Here is an 18692-nt window from a genome sequence, read left to right as displayed (position 1 = left end):
GTGGCGGGCGGCGCCGTCGGCGGGCCCCTCACAGAGTGCGCAGGCCGCGGTCGGCGAAGGCGATCAGCCACTCGAAGCTCTCGTCGACGTCGGCGCTCCACTGGAAGCCGTTGGCCGCCTGCAATGCCGCGAAGCCGTGGCAGAGGCTGCGGAGCATGCGCAGAGCGTGGTCCGCGTCGGATCCGTCGATCCGGTAGCCGCGCAGGACCGACGTGAACGCGTCGAGCAGCCGCCGGCTCTCGACGGCGAGCGGGTCGTCCGGGCCGGAGGGTTCCACGCCGATCGTCGCGGCGTACCGGCCGGGGTGCTCCACGACGAAGGCGCGGAAGGCGCGCGCCGCGGCCGCCAGGGCGTCGCGGCCCGCGTACCCCTGAACCGCGCGGCCGACGGCGTCGGCCGCCTCGCCCAGCGCCACGGCCGCGATGCGCCGGTTGAGGTCCCCCTGGCCGTCCACGTGCTTGTACAGGGACGGGGTGCGCACGCCCACCCGCTCCGCCAGCAGACCCATCGTCAGGTTGGCCAGGCCGACGTCGTCGGCGAGGGCGGCACCGGCCGCGACGACGGTCGCCGGGGCCAGGCCGGCCCTAGGCACGGGCGGCGTCCGATCGCAGGAAGGAGAGGAGGAGCGACACCACCTGCTCGGGGAACTGGTCGTGCGGATAGTGTCCCGCGCCCTCGATCATCTCCAGGCGGCCGAGGCCGGACGGCAGGTCGTCGACGACCGCCGCGCCCTCGGCGTGCGGGTCGGCCCAGTCGGGGTCGAGGGTGCCCATGACGACCAGGACGGGGCAGCGGACGCCGCCGAGCTGCGCGCCGGCGTCGGTCGGGGCGCTGCGGCCCATGCCCTGCATCGCCTTCATTCGGCCCGGCTCGCGCAGCTGGGCGTCGATGCGGTCGATCCGCTCGGACCAGCCGGGCGGCTTCACACCGGGGTAGGCCACGTCGAGGTAGGAGCGCCACAGCGGCACGCTGCCGAACAGGGCCGTGCCGAGCAGCCGCAGCATGCCCTGCCGGAAGCGCTTCACCCGCAGGTCGCCGAGGCGGATCGACTGCTTGCGGGTGAAGGGCGCCAGCTCGACGACCGCGGTGACCAGTGAGGGCTCCTTCGCCGCGGCGATGGTGGCGGCGCCGCCGGAGACCGAGTGGCCGACGAGCACGGCCGGTCCGCCCAGGTGGCGCACCACGGCGAGCAGGTCGCCGGCGATGTCGGTGCGGCTCCAGGCCGGCCAGTCGGCGCTGGACTCTCCGCAGCCGCGCAGGTCGACCGCGGCGACCCGGTAGCCCGCCGCCACCAGCGGCGGGACCACGGCGTGGTAGGCGGCACGGCTGTCGCCCATGCCGTGCGCGAGGACGACCAGCGGGCCGGACCCCGCCACCTCGTAAGCGATGGTGCCGCCGTCGACGGCGAGGTACTCGGTCATGGTGCGCCCTCCAAAGTTGGCTAATACCGTTAGCTACAAGCTAATGCCATTAACCAACGCTGTCAACACCGCCGGCGACCGAACGGTGCACCCCCTCTTCACCAGGGGATACGCACCCCACTCGCTTCGATCCACCCCACCCCCGACCCACATCACTTGCTTTCGGGCATGTACTTGCCTAAGAGGAAAATGCCGAGTACTTTCTTCGTAGGCAAGTACATGACGCTGAGGCAACCGCCGGAGTGGGCGGCGCTCGCCGTCCCGGCGGAGAATCGTGAGGAGTGGTGGAGATGGGATCGCAACCGTCGCCCGAGGAAGCGGCCGAAGCCCTGCAGGAGGTCGCCGAACACCGGCAGCAGGCGGCGGTCCCGGACGCGCACCCGAAGTGGACGCTGTGGGTCGTCGGTGCGCTGGCCATCGGCGTCGGCGTCGCCTCGGACCTGCGACCGGACCTGGGCACATCGCTGCTCTACGTGCTCGCCGCGGCTGCGCTGCTGCTGACCTACCTGCCGCGCTCGAAGCGGCTCGGCTCGGCGATGGGGTACCGGCGCTCGCCCGATCCCCGGCCGGTCGGGATGCCGGCGCGCGCCAGGGCGCTGCGGCTGGTCGTGTTCCTCGCGCTGATCGCCCTGGTCGCGGTGGCATCGGTGCTGCTGCGGACCTGGGACGTGCCGTACCCGGCCACCATCGGCAGTGCGGCCGTCGTCGCGACGATGCCGCTCTGGCACCGCCTGCTCCGCCGCGCGGCGCACGGACCGCGGGCGGTGCGCCGTGGCTGATCGCGGCGAGCTGGACCAGGCACTGCTGGATCCGACGCGGCTGTCGATCGTCTCGGTGCTGGCGTCCGCGCGCTGGGCGGAGTTCGGCTACGTGCGCGACTCCGTCCGGTTGTCCGACTCGGCACTGTCCAAGCAGGTCGGCACGCTCGGCAAGCTGGGCTACGTGGAGACGGAGAAGGGCTACGTCGGCAAGCGCCCGCGCACGTGGCTCAACCTCACCCGGGCGGGCCGGAAGGCGTTGTCCGCCCACGTCGCCGCCCTCCAGCGCATCGCCGCCGACGCGGAGGAGAGCGGGGCACGGCACCGACCGGAAACCCGGGAGTAGCCCGGCCGGAGAGCCGCCCCGCCTCGCCGCAGACACGGCGACGAACCGGCCCCGCCCCCGCCTGCGTGGTCGCCGGGGTCGACGGCCTCAGAAGATCGGCGGGATGGAGATGCTGTCGTCCGGGCACGGCCACGGAAGCTCGATCTCCAGGCAGTAGATGTTTCCCTGCTGGTCCGGGAACGGCCAGCAGAGCTCGATCGTGATGTGGCACTCGTGCGGAATCGGGATCGGACCATGGTTGAGCTTCACGGACCTGGACTCACCCGTACCCGACGTGACGGTGAACCTTCTGACCCGCTCTTCGAGCCGCGACGTCTCGACGCCCGTCATCTGCGCAGAAGACGCAAGCATCATGTCGAGCACGGATGCCGCCTGGTCGGCGGCCTGCTCATCACGGAGGCTGTCGTAAGCCCAGCGTCGGAGAACCGCCTTCGCATCGGCCACGGACTCCATGGTCATACGCCCCTCCCCGGCTGTCCGGAACCAGTGGGGGGACGCGCAGCAGGACCGCCCCGAGACGCGCAAACGCCCACTCGACCCCGTCATGTAGGTACCGTGTCACTCTAAGTGAACGGTCTCGGCGGCGCCCTGTCCAGCAGCGCCTCGACCTGCACGGGAACCTTTTGAGTGTCTCCTGCCGACGGTGGGGGCCTGACACAGGCCCCCACTCCCCCGAACCCCGTCCGACAGCACTGAAGCGCAAGTCATCGGGCGGATCGGTGACCACCGCCTCCGCGCACGCGCGGGAAGCACACACCGTCGGCGACGGCATTCCGGCGGGCGCGGGGAGCGCGCTTGTCGACCTGGACGGTCGAGCTCGGGCAGCCCTGGTTCGTCGCCTGCGCCGAGTCCGGCGATCGGGGCAGGGCTCCCGCCTTCCCGGGCCTGCCGGTCCGGTCGGCGGGCGCCGATACCCCGGCACCGGAGCGGCCTCAGCCCGCCGGAGCCGGAGTTGGGTCGGCCGCGACCGTCCGGTGGGCGGGCGCGGCGGTGGCCGCGCCGGTCGGGGCGGAAGGGGGCACGGCGGCGTCGGTGAGCAGGCGCACCAGGGCGCGCAGGCCGGCCGTGTCCCGGTCGGCCAGAAGGGTCTCCATCAGCGAGAGCGCGGCCTTCTGGTCGCCGGGGACCGCTCGCACGCGTGGCCAGTGCAGCTCGGCCGCTGCGTCGCTCAACGCCAGCGTCCGGCCGACCTGGCCCAGGGCGTTCAGCAGCGACGCGTCGCCGGGGCGCTCCGCCAGCGCCGTGCGTACGAGGTCGGCCTGGTGCTCGGGGTCGACGTCCTCCGGCGACTGCCCGCGCAGCATCGGCAGCACCTCTTCAGCGGCGACGGGCGCCTCGCGGGGGCCGCGGCGGGCGGCCTCGGCGCGGATCTCCTCCAGGTCGCCGAACTCCTCGGCCTCGCGCCGTACCCGCTGCAGGGACCGCTCGGCCCGCCGCAGGGTGCAGTCGGCCGTCCACCGCGCTCCGCGCGCGACGGCCAGCCGGGCGGCGACCAGGCCCACACGCAGGCACAGCCGATGGGACCCCACCCGCTCGAAGTAGCGGGTCCACGACGTCAGCGTCGTGCCCAGGCGCCAGTCGTTGTCCAGCGCCCCGGCGGCCACCAGATGCTCGGCGGCCTCGGCCCAGCCGGGCCGCATCCGCGGGTGGGCGTCGGCCTCGCGCAGCTCCGGCAGCGCCGCGCGGGCCTCCTCCGGCGGGCGCCGGCCGACGCGGGCGAGCCACGCGAGCACGCGGGCGCGCTCCACGGCCGTGCGGCGGCGCGCCGCCGCACGGGCGGCGGCGCCGGGCCAGGCGGCGGTCATGCCGGCCTCCACCCGCTCCAGTGCCGACAGCGCCTCGTCGAAGCGGTCGAGGTGGCGCAGAGCGCGCACGTAGCCGAAGGCGTAGCCCAGGCTGACGCCGCTTCCGTCCGCGCGGGCCGCTGCGGCCCGCGTGTCCAGCTCGCGGATCGCCTCGTCGGGGCGCTCGTCGTCGATCAGCATGTCGGCCTGGGCCAGCACCAGCGCCTCCCACGCGGGCTCGCCGGGCCGGGTGTGGCCGAGGCTCTCGGCCACCAGGGTGGCGCGGTCGACGACGTGGCCGGGGCCGTCGATGTTGGTGTAGCACTCCAGCACGAGTTCGGCCGCGCAGGCCGCGGGGCCGCATCCGGCGGCGCCTCCGCTACTCGCGTGGGAGGCGCGCAGGCGCGCGAGCGCCGCGGGCAGGACCGACTCCCCCTCGGCCCGGTCCCCCACGCGCGCGGCCAGCGGCCAGTGCCCCACCAGCGCAGCGGCCCAGCTCGGCGCGGTATCGCCGGCGGCGATGCGCTCCGCGGCGGGCACGGCCTCGGCCGCCGCGTCCGCCTGGCCCTCGGCGGCCATCTGCGCGAGCCGCACCAGGCTCTCGGCCAGCTCCGCCCGCCCGTCCGCCCGCAGCTCCCGCGCGGTCTCGCCCAGCCATCTCCACAGCGCCATCGGTGCAGGCTCCTCGCGTCTTCCTCCGTGCCGGTTCGGATCCCCGGCGGCGCCCGCGGTCGCCTCCGCGCACCACCAGGGGCGCTACCGAACGTATCAGCGTGATCACCGTGAGGAGGCGAAACCGCGGAATCCGCCGGGACTTCCGGCGGATAGACTCGTCAGGAGTGCCGGGGGGCGACGTTGCACACAGCCGCGATCGGCGCGGCGGCAGTGACGGGAGCGCAGGCGACATATGGGATGGCGAGACCGGTTCGGGCTCCGCAAGGCAAGGCGGCGGGGCAAGGCGCGCTTCGACCGAGCGGCGGAGGACTCCGACGTCCGGGCGCTGATCGACTTCCACAACAGCAAAGTGGGCGTGGAGTTCTTCGTCGAGCCTGAGACGTTCGCCACCAGCACCACAGCGGTCGCCGTGGCCACCGACGGCGAGTGGATCCGCCGCCGCGTCGGCTCGACCGATGTCATCCGCAAGGTCGCGCGCAACCTGGCGGCTCCCGTCTACGATGTCCAGATCGTCGGCTACCCGCAGCGCATGCGCGACTGGACCGCGCGCAACAAGCGCGGCCTGTCGATGGACGAGTAGCCGGGGCCGCATGCCCGGCCCCGGCTCGGCCGTGCAGCGCGGCGGGGCGCCCGCGGCACCGTGCCCAGGCGCCGCACCCCGTCCGCACAGCGTCACGCGTTGCGGCGATATGCAGCAGGAAGGCGACCCGCGCCCATGACCGCCCCGGCCCCACCGAACAAGAACGGCGTGCCGCCGTGGCTGCCGCGGGCGCTGATGCTGATCGCCTGGACGGTGATCGCCTTCGCGGTGGCGGGCTGGATGTTCCTGCAGCTGCGCGGCCTGCTGGTGCTGCTGCTGATATCCCTGTTCCTCGCGCTCGCGCTGGAGCCGGCGGTCAACTGGCTGAACAAGCACCGCTGGCCGCGCGGCCCCGCGACCGGCGCGGTGATGCTGGGCGTGGCCACCGTGGCCGTGATGTTCTTCTCGGTGCTGGGCTCGATGCTGGTCGGCCAGGTGCTGGAGTTCATCGACCAGGTGCCCGCGATGAGCCGCGGCCTGCTCAACTGGGTCAACGTCACCTTCAACACCCGGTTCGCGCCCGACACGCTGCTCAGCGAGATCACCGACGCCACCGGGCTGGTCGACCAGTACGCCTCCAGCCTCGCCGAGAACGCGTGGGGCGCGGGCACGACACTGCTGTCGCTGCTGTTCAACGGGCTGACCATCGCCCTGTTCACCTTCTACCTGACCGCCGACGGCCCCCGCTTCCGCCGCACGATCTGCTCGGTGCTGCCGCCGCGCACGCAGCGCGAGGTGCTGCGCGCGTGGGAGATCGCCATCAGCAAGACCGGCGGCTACATCTACTCCCGCGCGCTGCTGGCGCTGGTCGCCACCCTCGCCCACTACGTGGCTCTGGTCGTGCTGGACGTCCACTACGCGTTCGCACTGGCGCTGTGGGTGGGTGTCCTCTCCCAGTTCATCCCGACCGTGGGCACCTACATCGGCGGCGCGGTGCCGGTGCTGGTCGCGCTGATGCAGGGCACCTGGCCGGCACTGTGGATGCTCGTCTTCGTCGTCGTGTACCAGCAGTTCGAGAACTACCTGCTGCAGCCGCGCATCACCGCCCGGACCCTCGACATGCACCCGGCCGTGGCCTTCGGCTCGGTGCTGGCGGGAGCCGCGATCCTGGGGGTTCCCGGCGCGCTGCTCGCGCTGCCCGCCGGCGCCAGCATGCAGGCGTTCCTCAGCGTCTACATCCGCCGGTACCAGGTCGCCGAGCATCCGCTGCTGAACTCGACCGAACCCGCCGCGAACGGCGCCGCCGATGCCGACGCCGATGCCGAGATGGCGCCTGCCGCCCCCGCCGCCGAGAGCGAACACGTCGGCGGCGCCCCGCACTCCCGCCGGAGTCGCGACGGCACCGGGGGCGGGCCGGGCCCCCGGCGGCTGCTCGCCCGCTGGCTGGCCCCGGTGGGCGGCGCCCGCGCCACCGCCGCGCGCGGCCGCCGGCGCGCCGATACGGGAACCGGAAACGGCGACCAGGACGCCGCCCAGCGCTGATTCACACCGGATTCCCACCGTTGGAAAAATCCCTGGCGCGCACCGGTTTTGGTCACTAGTGACGACAGTTTGCCCCAACTCCTTCAGCCGCCGGGTTCCCTAATCAGGGTTTCCCATCGCATACTCGCCCTGGGAGGGGGACTGAAGGATGAAGCAGGATCTCACCGCCTTGTGCTGTGAATGCGGCACGAGCCGGATGGTCAGCACCTACCGGGCGATAGGCGAGGCGCAGTCGGCCTACGGGCTCGCCCGGTGCGTCGTCTGGCGTCTGTGCCGCACCTGCGGACACCGCACCTACCACGCGTATATGCGCGAGGACGAGGACCGGGACGAACTGGAGGACGCCCTCAACCTCGACCAGGCGCTCGCCGCCGAGGCCCTGGACGAGGAGGTCGAGCAGCTGCGGCTGTGCGGCGTCGACATCGGCCACGCACCGGTGCCCGCCATCTGGGACGGCCAGCCCGTGGGCATGGTCACCCAGCGGCTCTCCGACCTCTCCTACGCGATCGTTCTCGACCCGAGCGCGTCGGTCGTGGCGAGGCTGAAGCTGATCGACATGATGTGGAACGAGCTGTCGATCGGCGACAACGACGACCGGTGGTACATCCAGCCCGCCGACGACGACACCCCGGGCTACGCCGTCCGGCTCTTCGGCTACCGTGTCCGGCGCTGAACCGGCGGGGCCGGCCGCCCGACCGCGCGCCGGGGTACCCGCGGGCCGGCGTCAGCCCGCGACCGGGGCGGCCGCGAGCCTGCGCAGCGCCGCCCGGGCGACCTCGGGGTCGGTGGTGCCCCAGTAGGGCGGGAGCGACGAGCGCAGGAACCCGCCGTAGCGGGCCGTGGCCAGGCGCGGGTCGAGCACGGCGACGACGCCGCGGTCGGCCGCCGAGCGCAGCAGCCGCCCCGTCCCCTGGGCCAGCAAAAGCGCCGCGTGGGTGGCCGCCACCGCCATGAAGCCGTTGCCGCCGCGGGCGCCCACGGCCCGCTGGCGCGCCGAGGCCAGGGGGTCGTCGGGCCTCGGGAACGGGATGCGGTCGACGATCACCAGCTGCAGTGAGCGGCCGGGGACGTCGACGCCCTGCCACAGCGACAGCGTGCCGAACAGGCAGGAGTCCTCCTCCTCGGCGAACTCCTCGACGAGGCGGCCCGTGGAGTCGTCGCCCTGGCACAGGATGCGCACGTCCACCCGCTCGCGCAGCTCCTCGGCGGCCTGGGCGGCGGCCCGCATCGAGGAGAACAGGCCCAGCGTGCGGCCTCCGGCGGCCTCGACCAGGCCGGCGATCTCGTCCAGGTAGCGGGGGTCGAGGCCGTCGCGGCCGGGAGGGGGCAGGTGCCGGGCGACGTAGAGGATGCCGCTGCGCGCGTGGTCGAACGGTGAGCCGACGTCCAGGCCGCGCCAGCGGGGCTCGCCCGCGGCCTTGTCGGGGTTGTCGGCGTCGTCGGGAGCCGCCTCGCCACCGGTCTCCGCGGCGGTTTCGGCGCCGCCGGTACCGCCCGTGACGGCGCCGCTTTCGGCGGGGCCGGACCCGGTGGCGTCGGCGGCGTCGGCCTCGGCGCCGACCCGGGATCGGCCGGTGGACTCGCGGCCCAGGCCCCATTGGGCGGCGAGCGGAGCGAACGTGCCGCCCAGGGCGAGGGTGGCCGAGGTCAGGACGGTGGTGCGGTCGCCGAACAGCTTCTCGCGCAGCAGCCCGCCCACGGCCAGCGGCGCGACGTGCAGGGTCGGGGACTGCTTGGGGCCCTTGGCCAGCCACACGACGTCGGTGCGCTCGCGCAGCGGGGGCTCGAAGGACTCCAGGATGCGCACCGCGGAGTCGTGGACCTCGTCCAGCGCGGCCAGCGCCTGCTTGCGCTGGGTGGCGTAGTCGGGGTCCTGTTCGGACGATCCGCTGCGGATGGCGCTCAGGCAGGCGTGCGCGGCGTCGCGGACGGCCGCCACTCCCCCGGCCAGCGCGTCGGGCAGGTGGTCGTACCGGCCCGCCTCGGACTCGCCGAACAGCAGCGCCAGGCCCTCGCCGGACTCGCTGAGGCGCTCGGTCAGCCCGGCCTCCACCAGCCGGCCCGCGCGCTTGGCGGCGGTGTTGACCGGCCGCTCGCCCAGCTCGCCGGTGGCCACCGAGGTGACGCGGTCGACCAGCTCGTGCGCCTCGTCGATCACGAGCACGCGGTGCTCGGGCAGCAGGTGGTAGCCCTGCATGGTCGAGATGGCCAGCATGGCGTGGTTGGTGACGACGACGTCGGCGCCGCCGGCGTCGGCGCGGGCCTGCTCGGAGAAGCACTCCTGGCCGAAGGGGCAGGCGGCGGCGCCGACGCACTCGTTGGCCGAGACCGAGACCTGCCGCCAGGCGAGGTCGCTGACTCCGGGCGCGAGCTCGTCGCGGTCGCCGGTGACGGTCTCCTCGGCCCACTCGTGCAGCCGCTTGACCTGGCGGCCCACCGACGAGAGCTGGCGGGGGTCGAACAGCTCGGTGTCCTCGGGGTCGGCGGCGTCCGCGCCCTGCAGGCGGTGGCGGCAGAGGTAGTTGCGGCGGCCCTTGAGGATGGCGAAAACGGGCTCGCGGTTCAGCAGCGGCGCCAGGGCCGCGGACAGGCGCGGGAGGTCGCGCTCGATCAGCTGGCGCTGAAGCGCGAGGGTGGCCGTGGTGACCACGACGGTGGTGTCCTCGGCCATGGCGTGGCGGATGGCCGGTACCAGGTAGGCCAGCGACTTCCCGGTGCCGGTGCCCGCCTGCACGACGAGGTGCTCGCCGGTGTCGATGGCCGTGGAGACGGCCTCGGCCATGACGGCCTGGCCCTCGCGCCGGGTGCCGCCCAGGGCGCGCACCGCGGCGTCGAGCAGGGTGTCGACGTCGGGAAGTTCAGCCACGCGTGCGACAGTACCGCGTGCCGGTGACGCGCCGGGCTCGTTCTCCCCAGGCCCGCCCGCGCCTGCGGCAGGCGGGCCCGGCGCTTCCGGCAGCGGGGCCCCGCCGGGCCCCTCAGGACCGCTCGGCGCTGACGGTCAGCTCGTCGTGCAGGAAGCACAGGTGGTCGCGCACGTCGAGGCCGTCCTTGAGCGGGGTGGAGTAGGACCAGGCCACGTCGGGGACCTCGTGGTCCCCGAGCCGCAGCGTCCAGTAGGTCGCCCGCCCCTTGTAGGGGCACAGGGTCCGGGTGCGGCTGGGGACGAGCAGATCGCGGCGCACGTCGTTGGGCGGCAGGTAGTAGCGGTTGGGCAGCCCGGTCTCGGACAGCACCTTGGGCCGGGCCGAACGCGCGATCTCCACGTCGCCGAAGGCCACCCGCACCAGCACCGAGGCGGGCCTGGTGTCGACCCGGTGGTAGGGGTCGCGCAGGTGGCCGCGCACCGGCTCGTCCTCGTCGTACCAGGTGTCGGCCGCGTCCCAGTACATCGCCACGAGCCCGCGCAGCCACGCGGCCCCGGGCCCGGGGTCGGGGTACGCCCACACGGCGTTCTCCGCCACCCGCTCGCCGACCCGCATGTGCCAGTAGGAGGCGTCGCCCTTGTACGGGCAGTGGGTGCTGCGGTCACTGGGGGTCAGCACGTCGGTGCGGACATCCTCGGCGGGCACGTACAGCTGCGGCAGCAGCGACGTCTCGTGCAGCAGCACCCCGCGCTCGGAGTCGAGCACCTCCTGACCACCCAGCTCGGCGCGCACCCGCCGGGGGAAGGGGTGGGCGTGCAGTGCGTGGTGCGGCGATTCGAGCGTGTAGTTCACGGTGTCGGGCGCGTCCTTCGCGAACGGCCCTCCGCCCATGGTCAGCGACATCCCGGCCTCCTTCGCCGTCGAAGTGGTGGGCGCAGCAGGTCATACCCGCCGCCCGCTACCCGTACCGCCCCGCCGTCATCCGCCGGACTCCGCCGGTGCCGGGCTCCCGGCGGGCACCTCGCGGCCCGGACCCCACCGGCGCCGGCGGAGCGGGCCGAGGGCCCCGGAGGGCCTGCGGTCCGGGCGGTCCGCGCAGTCCTCGGCACACCTCGAACGGGTGGTCGCCGCATCCCGGGCGAGCCGGACGGTTCCGTCGTGGTTCGCGGCCCGCCGCTCAGCGCGGGCGGGCCGCCGACCCGTACTGCCTGCGCAGGGGCGTCGCGCGCTCGACGTGGCGCCGGGAGCCGCCCCCGCCCCCTGCCCTGTTCGAAGACACGCTCCAGCTAGGCCCAGGCGTCCCCCGATCCCTTCCGGCTCGTCCGGTGGCCGCCGCCGGCGTCGCCGTCGAAGCCGGTCTTGCGTCCCCGGCCGAGGTAGATGGCGGTTCCGCCGCCTCCCAGGGCGGCCAGGCCGGTCGCCACCAGGCCGGCCAGCGCTCCGCCGGCGACCGGCAGCCGACCGCCCGATGCGTCGTCCTGGTCGGCGCCCGCCCCGGGATCGGCGGAGGTCTCGTCGCCGGGGGCGGTGGGCGGCTCGACCGTGGGGCCGGGAGCGGGGTCCCTCTGCGTCGGCGCCTCGGTCTCGTCGCCGCCCGGCGAGCCGGTCGGGTCGGGCGAGGCGGTCGGAGGGCCGGTGGCGGACCCCGCCATGCTGCCGGGCTCCGCCCGCGGGGCGGCCTCCGCGCCGCGCGACGGTGCGGCACTCGGCGAGGGGCCGTCCGGTCCGTCGCCGGAGCCCGTGGTGGCGGGCGGTCCGTCGTCGGCCGCCGGCGCCCCGTCGGGCTCGGGCGAGGGGGTGGCGCTGTCGGGAGGGGGTTCGGTGGCGGGTACGCCGCCGGCCGGGACGTGCACGGCCGCGCCGACGAACCGCACGCCGTAGTCGAACGCGCTGACGGGGTCGCCCTCAGCGTCGATGCGAGCGACCTCGAAGCGCACGGACAGCCACGCCGCCGCGCGGTTCGCCCGGGAGTCCTGGGACGGCGGCGTCGCCGGCACCGCGGGGCGGCTGACGCCGCGTTCGGCGCTGACAGCGACGGTGATGGTGCCGTCGCCGGACTCGGCCGTGAAGGTCTTGCTGTAGTCGCCGTCGGAGACGTCGGCCGGCTGCCCGAGGATCTTCAGTCCCCGCACGGAGATCCGTGCGTCGGGCCCGCTCGCGGCGCTCCACCACGCGGTCGAGGTGGCGGATTCGAGCACCAGGAGGGCCTCGCGGCCGAACGCCTCGGCCACGGGAAGCGCGGCGGAGGCCGTGTCGGGGCGGCAGTCGGGGGTGAAGCGCACGCCGGTGACGCCGGCGGCCGCGGTGAGCCGCCCGCTGTCGTAGACCACGGAGCTGTAGGCGTCGTCGGGCTCCGCGGGGAAGTGCCGGTCGGTCGCGACGTCGGCGGGGTCGGCGCCCCAGTGGGCGCTGGTGATCGACCCGGCGCCGCCGGAGGTGCCGACCTCCCCGATCGCCCCCTGGCCGCACCAGTCGACATAGGCGATGCGCGCGCCGGCCTCGGGCCTGCCGGCGCCTCCGGGCGCGAGTGGAGGGGCCTGTTCGGCGGCGGCGGGCAGCCCGGGTGCAAGCACCGTCACAAGTGCCGCTGCCGCGGCACCTCCGGCACCGAGGAGCCGCACCGCCGTTCTTCGGAGGGGGGTGGGGGAATTCGGGGTCACGGTCGTCCTCTGCTGGTTCAACGGCCGCGGACACCTGCCGGCGGGTTTAGGGGGGCCGGCGGGGTTCCGGGGCCGTACAAAGGGGCTCCTTAGAACCTACATTCCGCTCCCCGGTATCCCGTAGTCCAGCCTGCCGCCGATCGGCGCCAGAGTGCCGCGGTGGGTCCGGTCCGGACCGGGGCGCCGTGCCCGCTACCCACCGATCGACCGCGCAACGTGCGCACGGCACGCTGTGGGGACGTGCGGGCGCCCTGCGGAGTTCCCACCGGCCGGTAGCGGCCACCGGGCGGCGGGTTCCGGTCGGGCCGCCGCGGATGCGGCGCGGGCCGTAACGCGGCGGCCGAGCCGGACATGTGACGGGGCGAGGACGCAATCACCCCCGGCGAAAGGGAGCCCGTTGCCCTATGACGGCCCAGACGGCCCACCGGAGACGCCTGCGCCGCCCGCCGGCCGCGAGGCCAGGTTCGAGGCGCTCTACACCGCGTGCTACGCCGATGTGCTCGGCTACCTGCTCCGGCGGGTCGAGGACCCCGAGTCGGCCGCCGACCTGGTCGCGGAGGTCTTCATGACGGTGTGGAACCGGCTGGAGGACGTCCCCGGCGGCAGCGGCTCCCGGCCGTGGGTCTTCGGGGTCGCCCGCAAGGTTCTGGGCAACCACCGCCGCGGAGCCCGGCGCCGTACGGCGCTGGCGGCCCGGCTGCGCTCGGAGCTGAGCCGGGCGCACGTCACCCGGCCGGAGACCGCCGAGCCCGCTCTCGGCGAGATCGGCGCGGTCTTCCGCTCGCTGTCGGAGGCCGACAGGGAGGTGCTCGCCCTCGCCGGATGGGAGGGACTGAGCCCGTCGGAGATCGCGATCGCACTGGGCTGCACTCGCGGCACCGCCCGCGTGCGCCTGCACCGGGCGCGCGGGCGCTTCGCCCGCGCCCTGCGCAAGGCGGGCGTGGAGTTCGGCGACGCCGCGGTCCCCGACCGGCCGCGCCCGCTGGAACGGCCGGTCAAGGAAGGAGCGAGCTGATGAGGAACCGCGACAGGGTGGACCCGCTGGTCGCCCGGCTCCGTCCGCGGGTGGACGCGTCCGAGGGGCTCGACCCGGCACGGTCGGGCGCTCGCGAGCTCCTCGCCACCATCACCGAGAAGAACCAGGAGCCTGCAGTGGCACCGAAACGTACCGCCCGCCGCCTGCTCGTCGCCGTGCCCGTCGCCGCGGTGCTCGCCGCCGGGGGCGTCGCGGCAACGGCGCTGATGCCGACGTCGGCCCCCGACCCCGTGGCCCCGCAGGAGGCGGCGGCCCTGGAGATCGACGTCGACGACGGCCTCGTCGTCGCCGAGGTCAAGGACCCCACCGCCGACCCCGAGCGCTATGCCGAGGAGTTCGCCGAGCACGGGCTGGACGTGGACCTCAAGCTGATCCCGGCCTCGCCGACGCTGGTGGGCAAACTGACCTACCTGGACCAGAACATGACGGGGAAGGGGACCGACGACCGCGACGTCGAGGTGATCGAGTCGCCGGAGCAGTGCACGCCGGACGGCGGCTGCCCGGTCGGCGTGCGCATCCCGAAGGATTACGCGAACCCCGTCCAGCTCGCCTTCGGCCGCGCGCCGGAGAAGGGCGAGAAGTACCAGGCCACGAACGCGGCGACGGCTCCGGGAGAGGCGCTGGAGGGCGTCGACGTGGTCGGGATGACCGTCGGCGAGGCCCGGGGGGTCCTGGCCGACAACGGGCAGGAGGTCGCCGAGTACCGCCTCGGCGGCGAGGCGGCGGAGGTGGCGGCCGCCGAGGCCGAGGCCACGGCCGCGGAGCGCCCCTCGCAGGACCCCGAGGGCCAGGACGGCGCCGGGTCCGGGGCGGGCGGCACCGAGAAGGCCGAGGACGTCCCCGACGGGTACTACGTCCACGAGGTGTCGCTGTGGGCGCCGGGCGAGGTGCTGGTCTTCGTGGGTGAAGAGCCGCGGTAGCCGTCTCGGCGCCGCCGTCCGCGGGCAGCGGGCGCCGCGCACAGGTCCGGCCTGTGTGCGGCGCCCGCGTCGCGCGCGACGGGCGGGGACGGGCGGGGACGGGCGCGGCCGTAGAAGCGCCGAGGGAGCGCGTGCGCCGGGCTCAGTCGGCCCGGACGGCGAACAAGGCGAGCATCAGCGCCAGCCACGTCCAACCGACGACGATCATCGCCCGTTGGATCAGACCCGTCAGCGGCCGGTCCAGCTCCCAGGCCCGGCTGAAGAGCAGGAGCAGTGCGAGCACCGCCGCACCTGTCAGCGCCGAGTACCAGGACACGACCGCGCCCGGCAGCACGACGGCGGCGGCGAACGCCGCGGCCGGCAGCGCGAGGAAGACCGCGGCACCGGCGGCGTCGTGCACCTGGTGGCGCATGCTGAACCGCGGCGGCGTCCCTTCGGGCGCGCCCGGCGGATATCCGCGCATCGGGTCCATGGGGAAGACTCCCGATACCGCCAGCGCCAGGCCGAAGACGGCGATCGCCGCCGCGAGCAGCGGGCCTCCGCCGACGCCGAGCACGCCGGCGGCCGCCCCGGTGACCAGCAGACCGCAGCAGAGGAAGTTGGCCGCCTGCACGCGGCCGCGCGGCCCGAGCGCCAGCGCACTGACGGGGTGGCGCAGCGGCCGGTAGCCGGGCCGTGTCCATCCGTCGATCGAGAAGACGGCGACGAACAGCACGGCCGCCGCCGCACCCGCCCACAACACCGCCGCCATGGTGCGACGCTAGCAACCCGATTCCGCCCCCGGCACCGCCGCGGTTGGCACCGAAGGGCGGTCGCCGGCGCGGATCGGGGAGCGGGTGGGTGCGGACCCGGCGACCGTGCTGAATCGGCCGGGAGGTCAGGCGGGGAACCGTACGCCGACCAGCCGCTCGGAGGCCTCCCAGAGCCTGCGGGCGTCGTCCATGCTCCGCAGCGGAGCCCGCATCTCCTGCTGCGCCGGGGCTCCCCGGAGGTTGCCCAGTCCCCGGGGGCCGAACAACCGGCCCCCTTGGGAGTCCGGGCCGGTCGCGGCCAGCAGAGCGGGCAGGGCGGCTCAAACAACGAGACGACCCGGCGAGCGCGGTCACGCGCGAGCAGGATCGTCTCGGAGTCGAGTGGAGCTATGGGGATTCGAACCCCAGACCTCCTCCATGCCATGGAGGCGCGCTACCAGCTGCGCCATAGCCCCTGATGCGTCTTTCATTCTAGCGGATACCGGGAGTGCCTCGGTCCATCGCGCACGCCTTCCGGATGTGGCGCCCCGGAACGGCCGCCGCCCGCGGGTGGAGGGGAGGCGGGCGGCGACCGCGGTTTCCGGGGGCGGTCTCGTGCGCTGTGCGCGGCGGTCGTGCGGCCGGGCGGACGGCCGGTCAGGTGCTCACGTGGGTGGCAGACGGTCAGAGGTGGTCAGGCGAGCGAGGGGGCGGTGCATCAGGTGGTCGCCTCCAGGCGCCACTGCTGGCAGGCGTTGTCCAGCCAGGACCACTGGCGCACGTTCGTCCCCGCGGCCGCGCCGCAGTCCTCCACGTCGAGCACCTTGCCGCTGTTGGCGTTGGCGACGCTCACCCAGCCGCCGGAGTCCCGCAGCACCATGCGGAAGCGCTGGCAGGTGTTGTCCAGCCACGACCACTGGCGCACGTCGGCGCCGTCCTCGGTGCTGCAGTCGGCGACGTCCAGCGACCCCCCGCCGGCGTGGTTGACCAGCCGGGAGGTGCCGTCGCCGAGGTCCTCGACGTCCCATACGGCCTGCGCACCGCTTCCGCAGCCGGCCTGCACCGCCGTGGCGCCGTCGTCGCCCGAACCGCCCTCGACGGCCAGGCACAGGCCGCTGCTGCGGTTGACCAGCCGGTAGCCCGTGGGCGTGGGACCGGTCTCGCCCGACGGCCCGGTCAGGGCCACGCCGGTGGGCTCGGGGGTGCCGAAGTCGGGCGTCCCGTCGGCGTTCCACTCGAACTTCTGCGCCCGGGTGGTGCGGTCGGGGGTGCAGCCCCCGCTCGCGGAGTCGTTGGCGTGGTAGACGATCCAGTCCTCGGTACCGTCCGGCGACTGGAAGAACCCGTTGTGGCCCGGGCCGTAGACCCCGTCCGCGTCGTCGCGCTGGAAGACCGGCTCGGGGGACTTGCTCCAGGATCCGGAGTCCAGCGGGTCTCCGCCGGTGTAGGTCAGCATGCCGAGCTTGTAGTCGGGCGTGTCGCAAAAGCTCGTGGAGTAGACGATGAAGGTGTCGTCGCCGTGGTACAGCGCCTCCGGCCCTTCCTGCACCGGGGCGCCCTGCGTCTCCCAGTCGTGGGTGGGGCGCGAGAGCATCCGGCGCGGCCCGGTGGTGGTGGCGGGATCGCTCAGGGCCTGGATGAACAGGTTCTGGGTGGACCCGTCGTGGTAGGTCCCCATGAAGTAGAGGTCGTCGTTCATCTCCAGGACGCTGCCGTCGAGCTGCCACTCGTCCAGGCCGACCGAGCCCTGGTGGGTGTAGGGGCCCATCGGGTCGAGCCCCTCGCTGCGGAGCACCTGGATGCGCTGGGTCGGGTTGTAGTCGGCGACGTCGCGGCTGGCGTTGTAGTAGATGTACCAGCGCTTGCCCTGGGGGCCGTCGAGCAGGTGCATCTCCGGCGCCCAGATGTTGCAGCACTGCTCGTCGCCGGCGGCGGAGTAGATCTGCACGCTGGGCGCGGTCGCGATGCCGGCGAGCGTGGGCGACGTGCGGATGGTCAGCTCCGAGCTCCAGCTCGTGGTGATCAGGTAGTAGGAGCCGTCGTAGTACTCCATCCAGGGGTCGGCGCCCTGGACCGGCTTGATCGGGTTCCGGTAGGGAAGGCCTTCCGCGGCGACGGTTGCGGCTTCGATCGGCTTCGGTTCGGATTCGGTGGCCGCCGGGGCCACTGCGGCGAAAGTCAGCAGCAGCGCGGCGCTGAGCGGAAGCAGGAGGGGTACTCGGTGCCGGGCCATGGGGGAAGCTCCTTCGCGGCCGAGTGGGGGATGTCCTGTCGAGGCGGCGGTCGAGCGATTGTTAGCGCTAACATTGCGCGCCGCGGGGTTCCTCTTCGAGAGCGGACGAGGGGTCGCGTGGCACCGGGTCACGGAGCCGCCGCGGTTTCGCGTTAGTGTGAGCGCTCACACATCGGGGCGTCAAGGGGTGTTCGACGCTCGGTGTTCGCGACGTTGCTTCACCGCTGGTAGGCGGATGCCAGCGCCCGCAGAACGGGCGAGCATCCCGCGTCCACGGCGAGTGCGGCGAGACGGTCGCCGCGTGTGGGCCCCCGGTTGAGGATCGCCACCGGCTTGCCCTGCTCGGCCGCGCGCTTGACGAAGCGGCGGCCTGACAGCACGGTCAGCGACGACCCCGCCACCAGCAGCGCCTCGGCGTCGTCGACGAGCCGGTAGCCCTCGGACACGCGCTGCCGGGGCACGTTCTCGCCGAAGTAGACGATGTCGGGCTTGAGGACGCCGCCGCAGCCGGCGCAGTCGGCCACGGTGAAGCCCCGGGTGGAGGCCAGGACCGCGTCGGCGTCGGGCGCGATCTCCACGTCGTCCACTCCCCCGGTGAAGCCGGGATTCAGCGCGGTGAGGCGCTCGGCCAGCCGTTCGCGGGTGGTCACCGCGGAGCACGCGAGGCACACCACGCGGTCGTAGCGCCCGTGCAGGTCGAGGACGCACCTGCTGCCGGCCGCCTCGTGCAGGGTGTCCACGTTCTGCGTGATGACCCCGGATACGACGCCGGCCTCTTCCAGCTCGGCCAGCGCCCGGTGGCCGTCGTTGGGGCGGGTCTCGTGCACGTGGCGCCAGCCGACGTGGTTGCGCGCCCAGTAGTGGCGGCGGAAGTCCGCGTCGCCGACGAACTGCTGGTAGGTCATCGGCGTGCGGGGCGGCGAGTCCGGCCCCCGGTAGTCGGGGATTCCCGAGTCGGTCGAGACTCCGGCCCCGGTCAGCGCGACCACCGGCCCCCGCCCCAGCACCGCGCGCATCCGCGCGACCGCGGTCGTGAGGTCGTCGGTGTCGAGCGTGTCGGTCACGCATCGAGCGTATGCGCCTTCAACAGGACGCGCCCGCGCCGGCGGGTGCGCCCGGACGGCGGGCCGTCCCGGCAGGACGGCGGAAACCGTGCGCGGCCTAGTGTCCCATGTCTCGGGGGGAGGCCATCGCAATTT

18 protein-coding genes and 1 tRNA gene are annotated in these 18692 nt (G+C 74.2%); 7 read left to right on the top strand and 12 right to left on the bottom strand.

All coding sequences use genetic code 11. The annotated features are described in order from the left end of the window. Positions 1–28 precede the first annotated feature (28 nt). Together ABD284_RS21840 and ABD284_RS21835 are read right to left on the bottom strand one after the other, a co-directional pair. Positions 29–592 (bottom strand): TetR/AcrR family transcriptional regulator, encoded by a 564-nt coding sequence (locus tag ABD284_RS21840; protein ID WP_344146796.1) that lies wholly within the window; start codon positions 590–592, stop codon positions 29–31. Further along, a complete protein-coding gene (locus ABD284_RS21835) occupies positions 585–1421 on the bottom strand; it encodes an alpha/beta fold hydrolase (protein WP_344146793.1) in 837 nt (278 codons plus the stop codon). Before ABD284_RS21835 ends, ABD284_RS21840 begins: the two co-directional genes overlap by 8 nt. 290 nt (positions 1422–1711) lie before the next feature. Between ABD284_RS21835 and ABD284_RS21830 the strand changes: the two genes are divergently transcribed. Next, complete coding sequence (locus ABD284_RS21830; protein ID WP_344146790.1) at positions 1712–2200, top strand: hypothetical protein; 489 nt, start codon at positions 1712–1714, stop codon at positions 2198–2200. Beyond that, on the top strand, positions 2193–2525 hold the full coding sequence (locus ABD284_RS21825) for a winged helix-turn-helix domain-containing protein (protein ID WP_344146787.1): 333 nt from the start codon (positions 2193–2195) through the stop codon (positions 2523–2525). Before ABD284_RS21830 ends, ABD284_RS21825 begins: the two co-directional genes overlap by 8 nt. A gap of 87 nt (positions 2526–2612) precedes the next feature. Here the strand turns inward: ABD284_RS21825 and ABD284_RS21820 are convergent, their stop codons facing one another. Together ABD284_RS21820 and ABD284_RS21815 are read right to left on the bottom strand one after the other, a co-directional pair. Next, positions 2613–2984: a hypothetical protein gene (locus tag ABD284_RS21820; protein ID WP_344146784.1), complete on the bottom strand. Its 372-nt coding sequence runs from the start codon at positions 2982–2984 to the stop codon at positions 2613–2615. A 473-nt stretch (positions 2985–3457) separates the two neighbouring features. Beyond that, a complete protein-coding gene (locus tag ABD284_RS21815; RefSeq protein ID WP_344146781.1) occupies positions 3458–4981 on the bottom strand; it encodes a hypothetical protein in 1524 nt (507 codons plus the stop codon). Between the two features lie 235 nt (positions 4982–5216). On the opposite strand from ABD284_RS21815, the gene ABD284_RS21810 reads away from it, so the two are divergent. From ABD284_RS21810 to ABD284_RS21800, 3 genes are all read left to right on the top strand, one after another. Further along, positions 5217–5564: a hypothetical protein gene (locus ABD284_RS21810; protein ID WP_344146778.1), complete on the top strand. Its 348-nt coding sequence runs from the start codon at positions 5217–5219 to the stop codon at positions 5562–5564. Positions 5565–5699: 135 nt separating this feature from the next. Beyond that, entirely contained in the window at positions 5700–7046 is a 1347-nt protein-coding gene (locus ABD284_RS21805) for an AI-2E family transporter (protein ID WP_344146775.1), read from the top strand. 148 nt (positions 7047–7194) lie between these two features. After that, complete coding sequence (locus ABD284_RS21800) at positions 7195–7719, top strand: DUF6315 family protein (RefSeq protein ID WP_344146772.1); 525 nt, start codon at positions 7195–7197, stop codon at positions 7717–7719. 51 nt (positions 7720–7770) lie between these two features. Here ABD284_RS21800 and ABD284_RS21795 read toward each other — a convergent pair whose 3' ends face one another. The 3 genes from ABD284_RS21795 to ABD284_RS21785 all read right to left on the bottom strand — a co-directional run bounded on the left by ABD284_RS21795 (position 7771) and on the right by ABD284_RS21785 (position 12486). Next, positions 7771–9912, bottom strand: a complete 2142-nt coding sequence (locus ABD284_RS21795) for an ATP-dependent DNA helicase (protein ID WP_344146769.1) — start codon at positions 9910–9912, stop codon at positions 7771–7773. A gap of 112 nt (positions 9913–10024) precedes the next feature. Then, complete coding sequence (locus tag ABD284_RS21790) at positions 10025–10816, bottom strand: DUF427 domain-containing protein (RefSeq protein WP_344146766.1); 792 nt, start codon at positions 10814–10816, stop codon at positions 10025–10027. Between the two features lie 383 nt (positions 10817–11199). After that, on the bottom strand, positions 11200–12486 hold the full coding sequence (locus tag ABD284_RS21785) for a hypothetical protein (RefSeq protein WP_344146764.1): 1287 nt from the start codon (positions 12484–12486) through the stop codon (positions 11200–11202). Between the two features lie 484 nt (positions 12487–12970). Here ABD284_RS21785 and ABD284_RS21780 point away from each other — a divergent pair, with 484 nt between their 5' ends. Together ABD284_RS21780 and ABD284_RS21775 are read left to right on the top strand one after the other, a co-directional pair. Continuing rightward, positions 12971–13588, top strand: a complete 618-nt coding sequence (locus ABD284_RS21780) for an RNA polymerase sigma factor (protein ID WP_344146762.1) — start codon at positions 12971–12973, stop codon at positions 13586–13588. Beyond that, positions 13588–14529: a hypothetical protein gene (locus tag ABD284_RS21775; RefSeq protein WP_344146760.1), complete on the top strand. Its 942-nt coding sequence runs from the start codon at positions 13588–13590 to the stop codon at positions 14527–14529. The genes ABD284_RS21780 and ABD284_RS21775 overlap by 1 nt, the downstream gene beginning before the upstream one ends. Before the next feature lie 142 nt (positions 14530–14671). Here ABD284_RS21775 and ABD284_RS21770 read toward each other — a convergent pair whose 3' ends face one another. From ABD284_RS21770 to ABD284_RS21750, 5 genes are all read right to left on the bottom strand, one after another. Then, the gene (locus ABD284_RS21770; protein WP_344146757.1) at positions 14672–15280 is read right to left on the bottom strand and encodes a DUF998 domain-containing protein; all 609 of its coding nucleotides are present in this window, start codon (positions 15278–15280) and stop codon (positions 14672–14674) included. A 126-nt stretch (positions 15281–15406) separates the two neighbouring features. Continuing rightward, entirely contained in the window at positions 15407–15547 is a 141-nt protein-coding gene (locus ABD284_RS21765; RefSeq protein ID WP_344146754.1) for a hypothetical protein, read from the bottom strand. A 116-nt stretch (positions 15548–15663) separates the two neighbouring features. Beyond that, positions 15664–15736 (bottom strand) — tRNA-Ala (locus ABD284_RS21760). A gap of 242 nt (positions 15737–15978) precedes the next feature. Then, positions 15979–17493: a family 43 glycosylhydrolase gene (locus ABD284_RS21755; RefSeq protein WP_344146751.1), complete on the bottom strand. Its 1515-nt coding sequence runs from the start codon at positions 17491–17493 to the stop codon at positions 15979–15981. A gap of 218 nt (positions 17494–17711) precedes the next feature. Next, positions 17712–18557: an NAD-dependent protein deacetylase gene (locus ABD284_RS21750; protein ID WP_386699711.1), complete on the bottom strand. Its 846-nt coding sequence runs from the start codon at positions 18555–18557 to the stop codon at positions 17712–17714. Positions 18558–18692: the final 135 nt, after the last annotated feature.

Source organism: Streptomonospora arabica (assembly GCF_039531585.1).
Lineage (GTDB): Bacteria > Actinomycetota > Actinomycetes > Streptosporangiales > Streptosporangiaceae > Streptomonospora > Streptomonospora halophila.
Note: the sequence above shows the minus strand (reverse complement) of the source record. Positions and strands in the feature narration are given on the sequence as shown.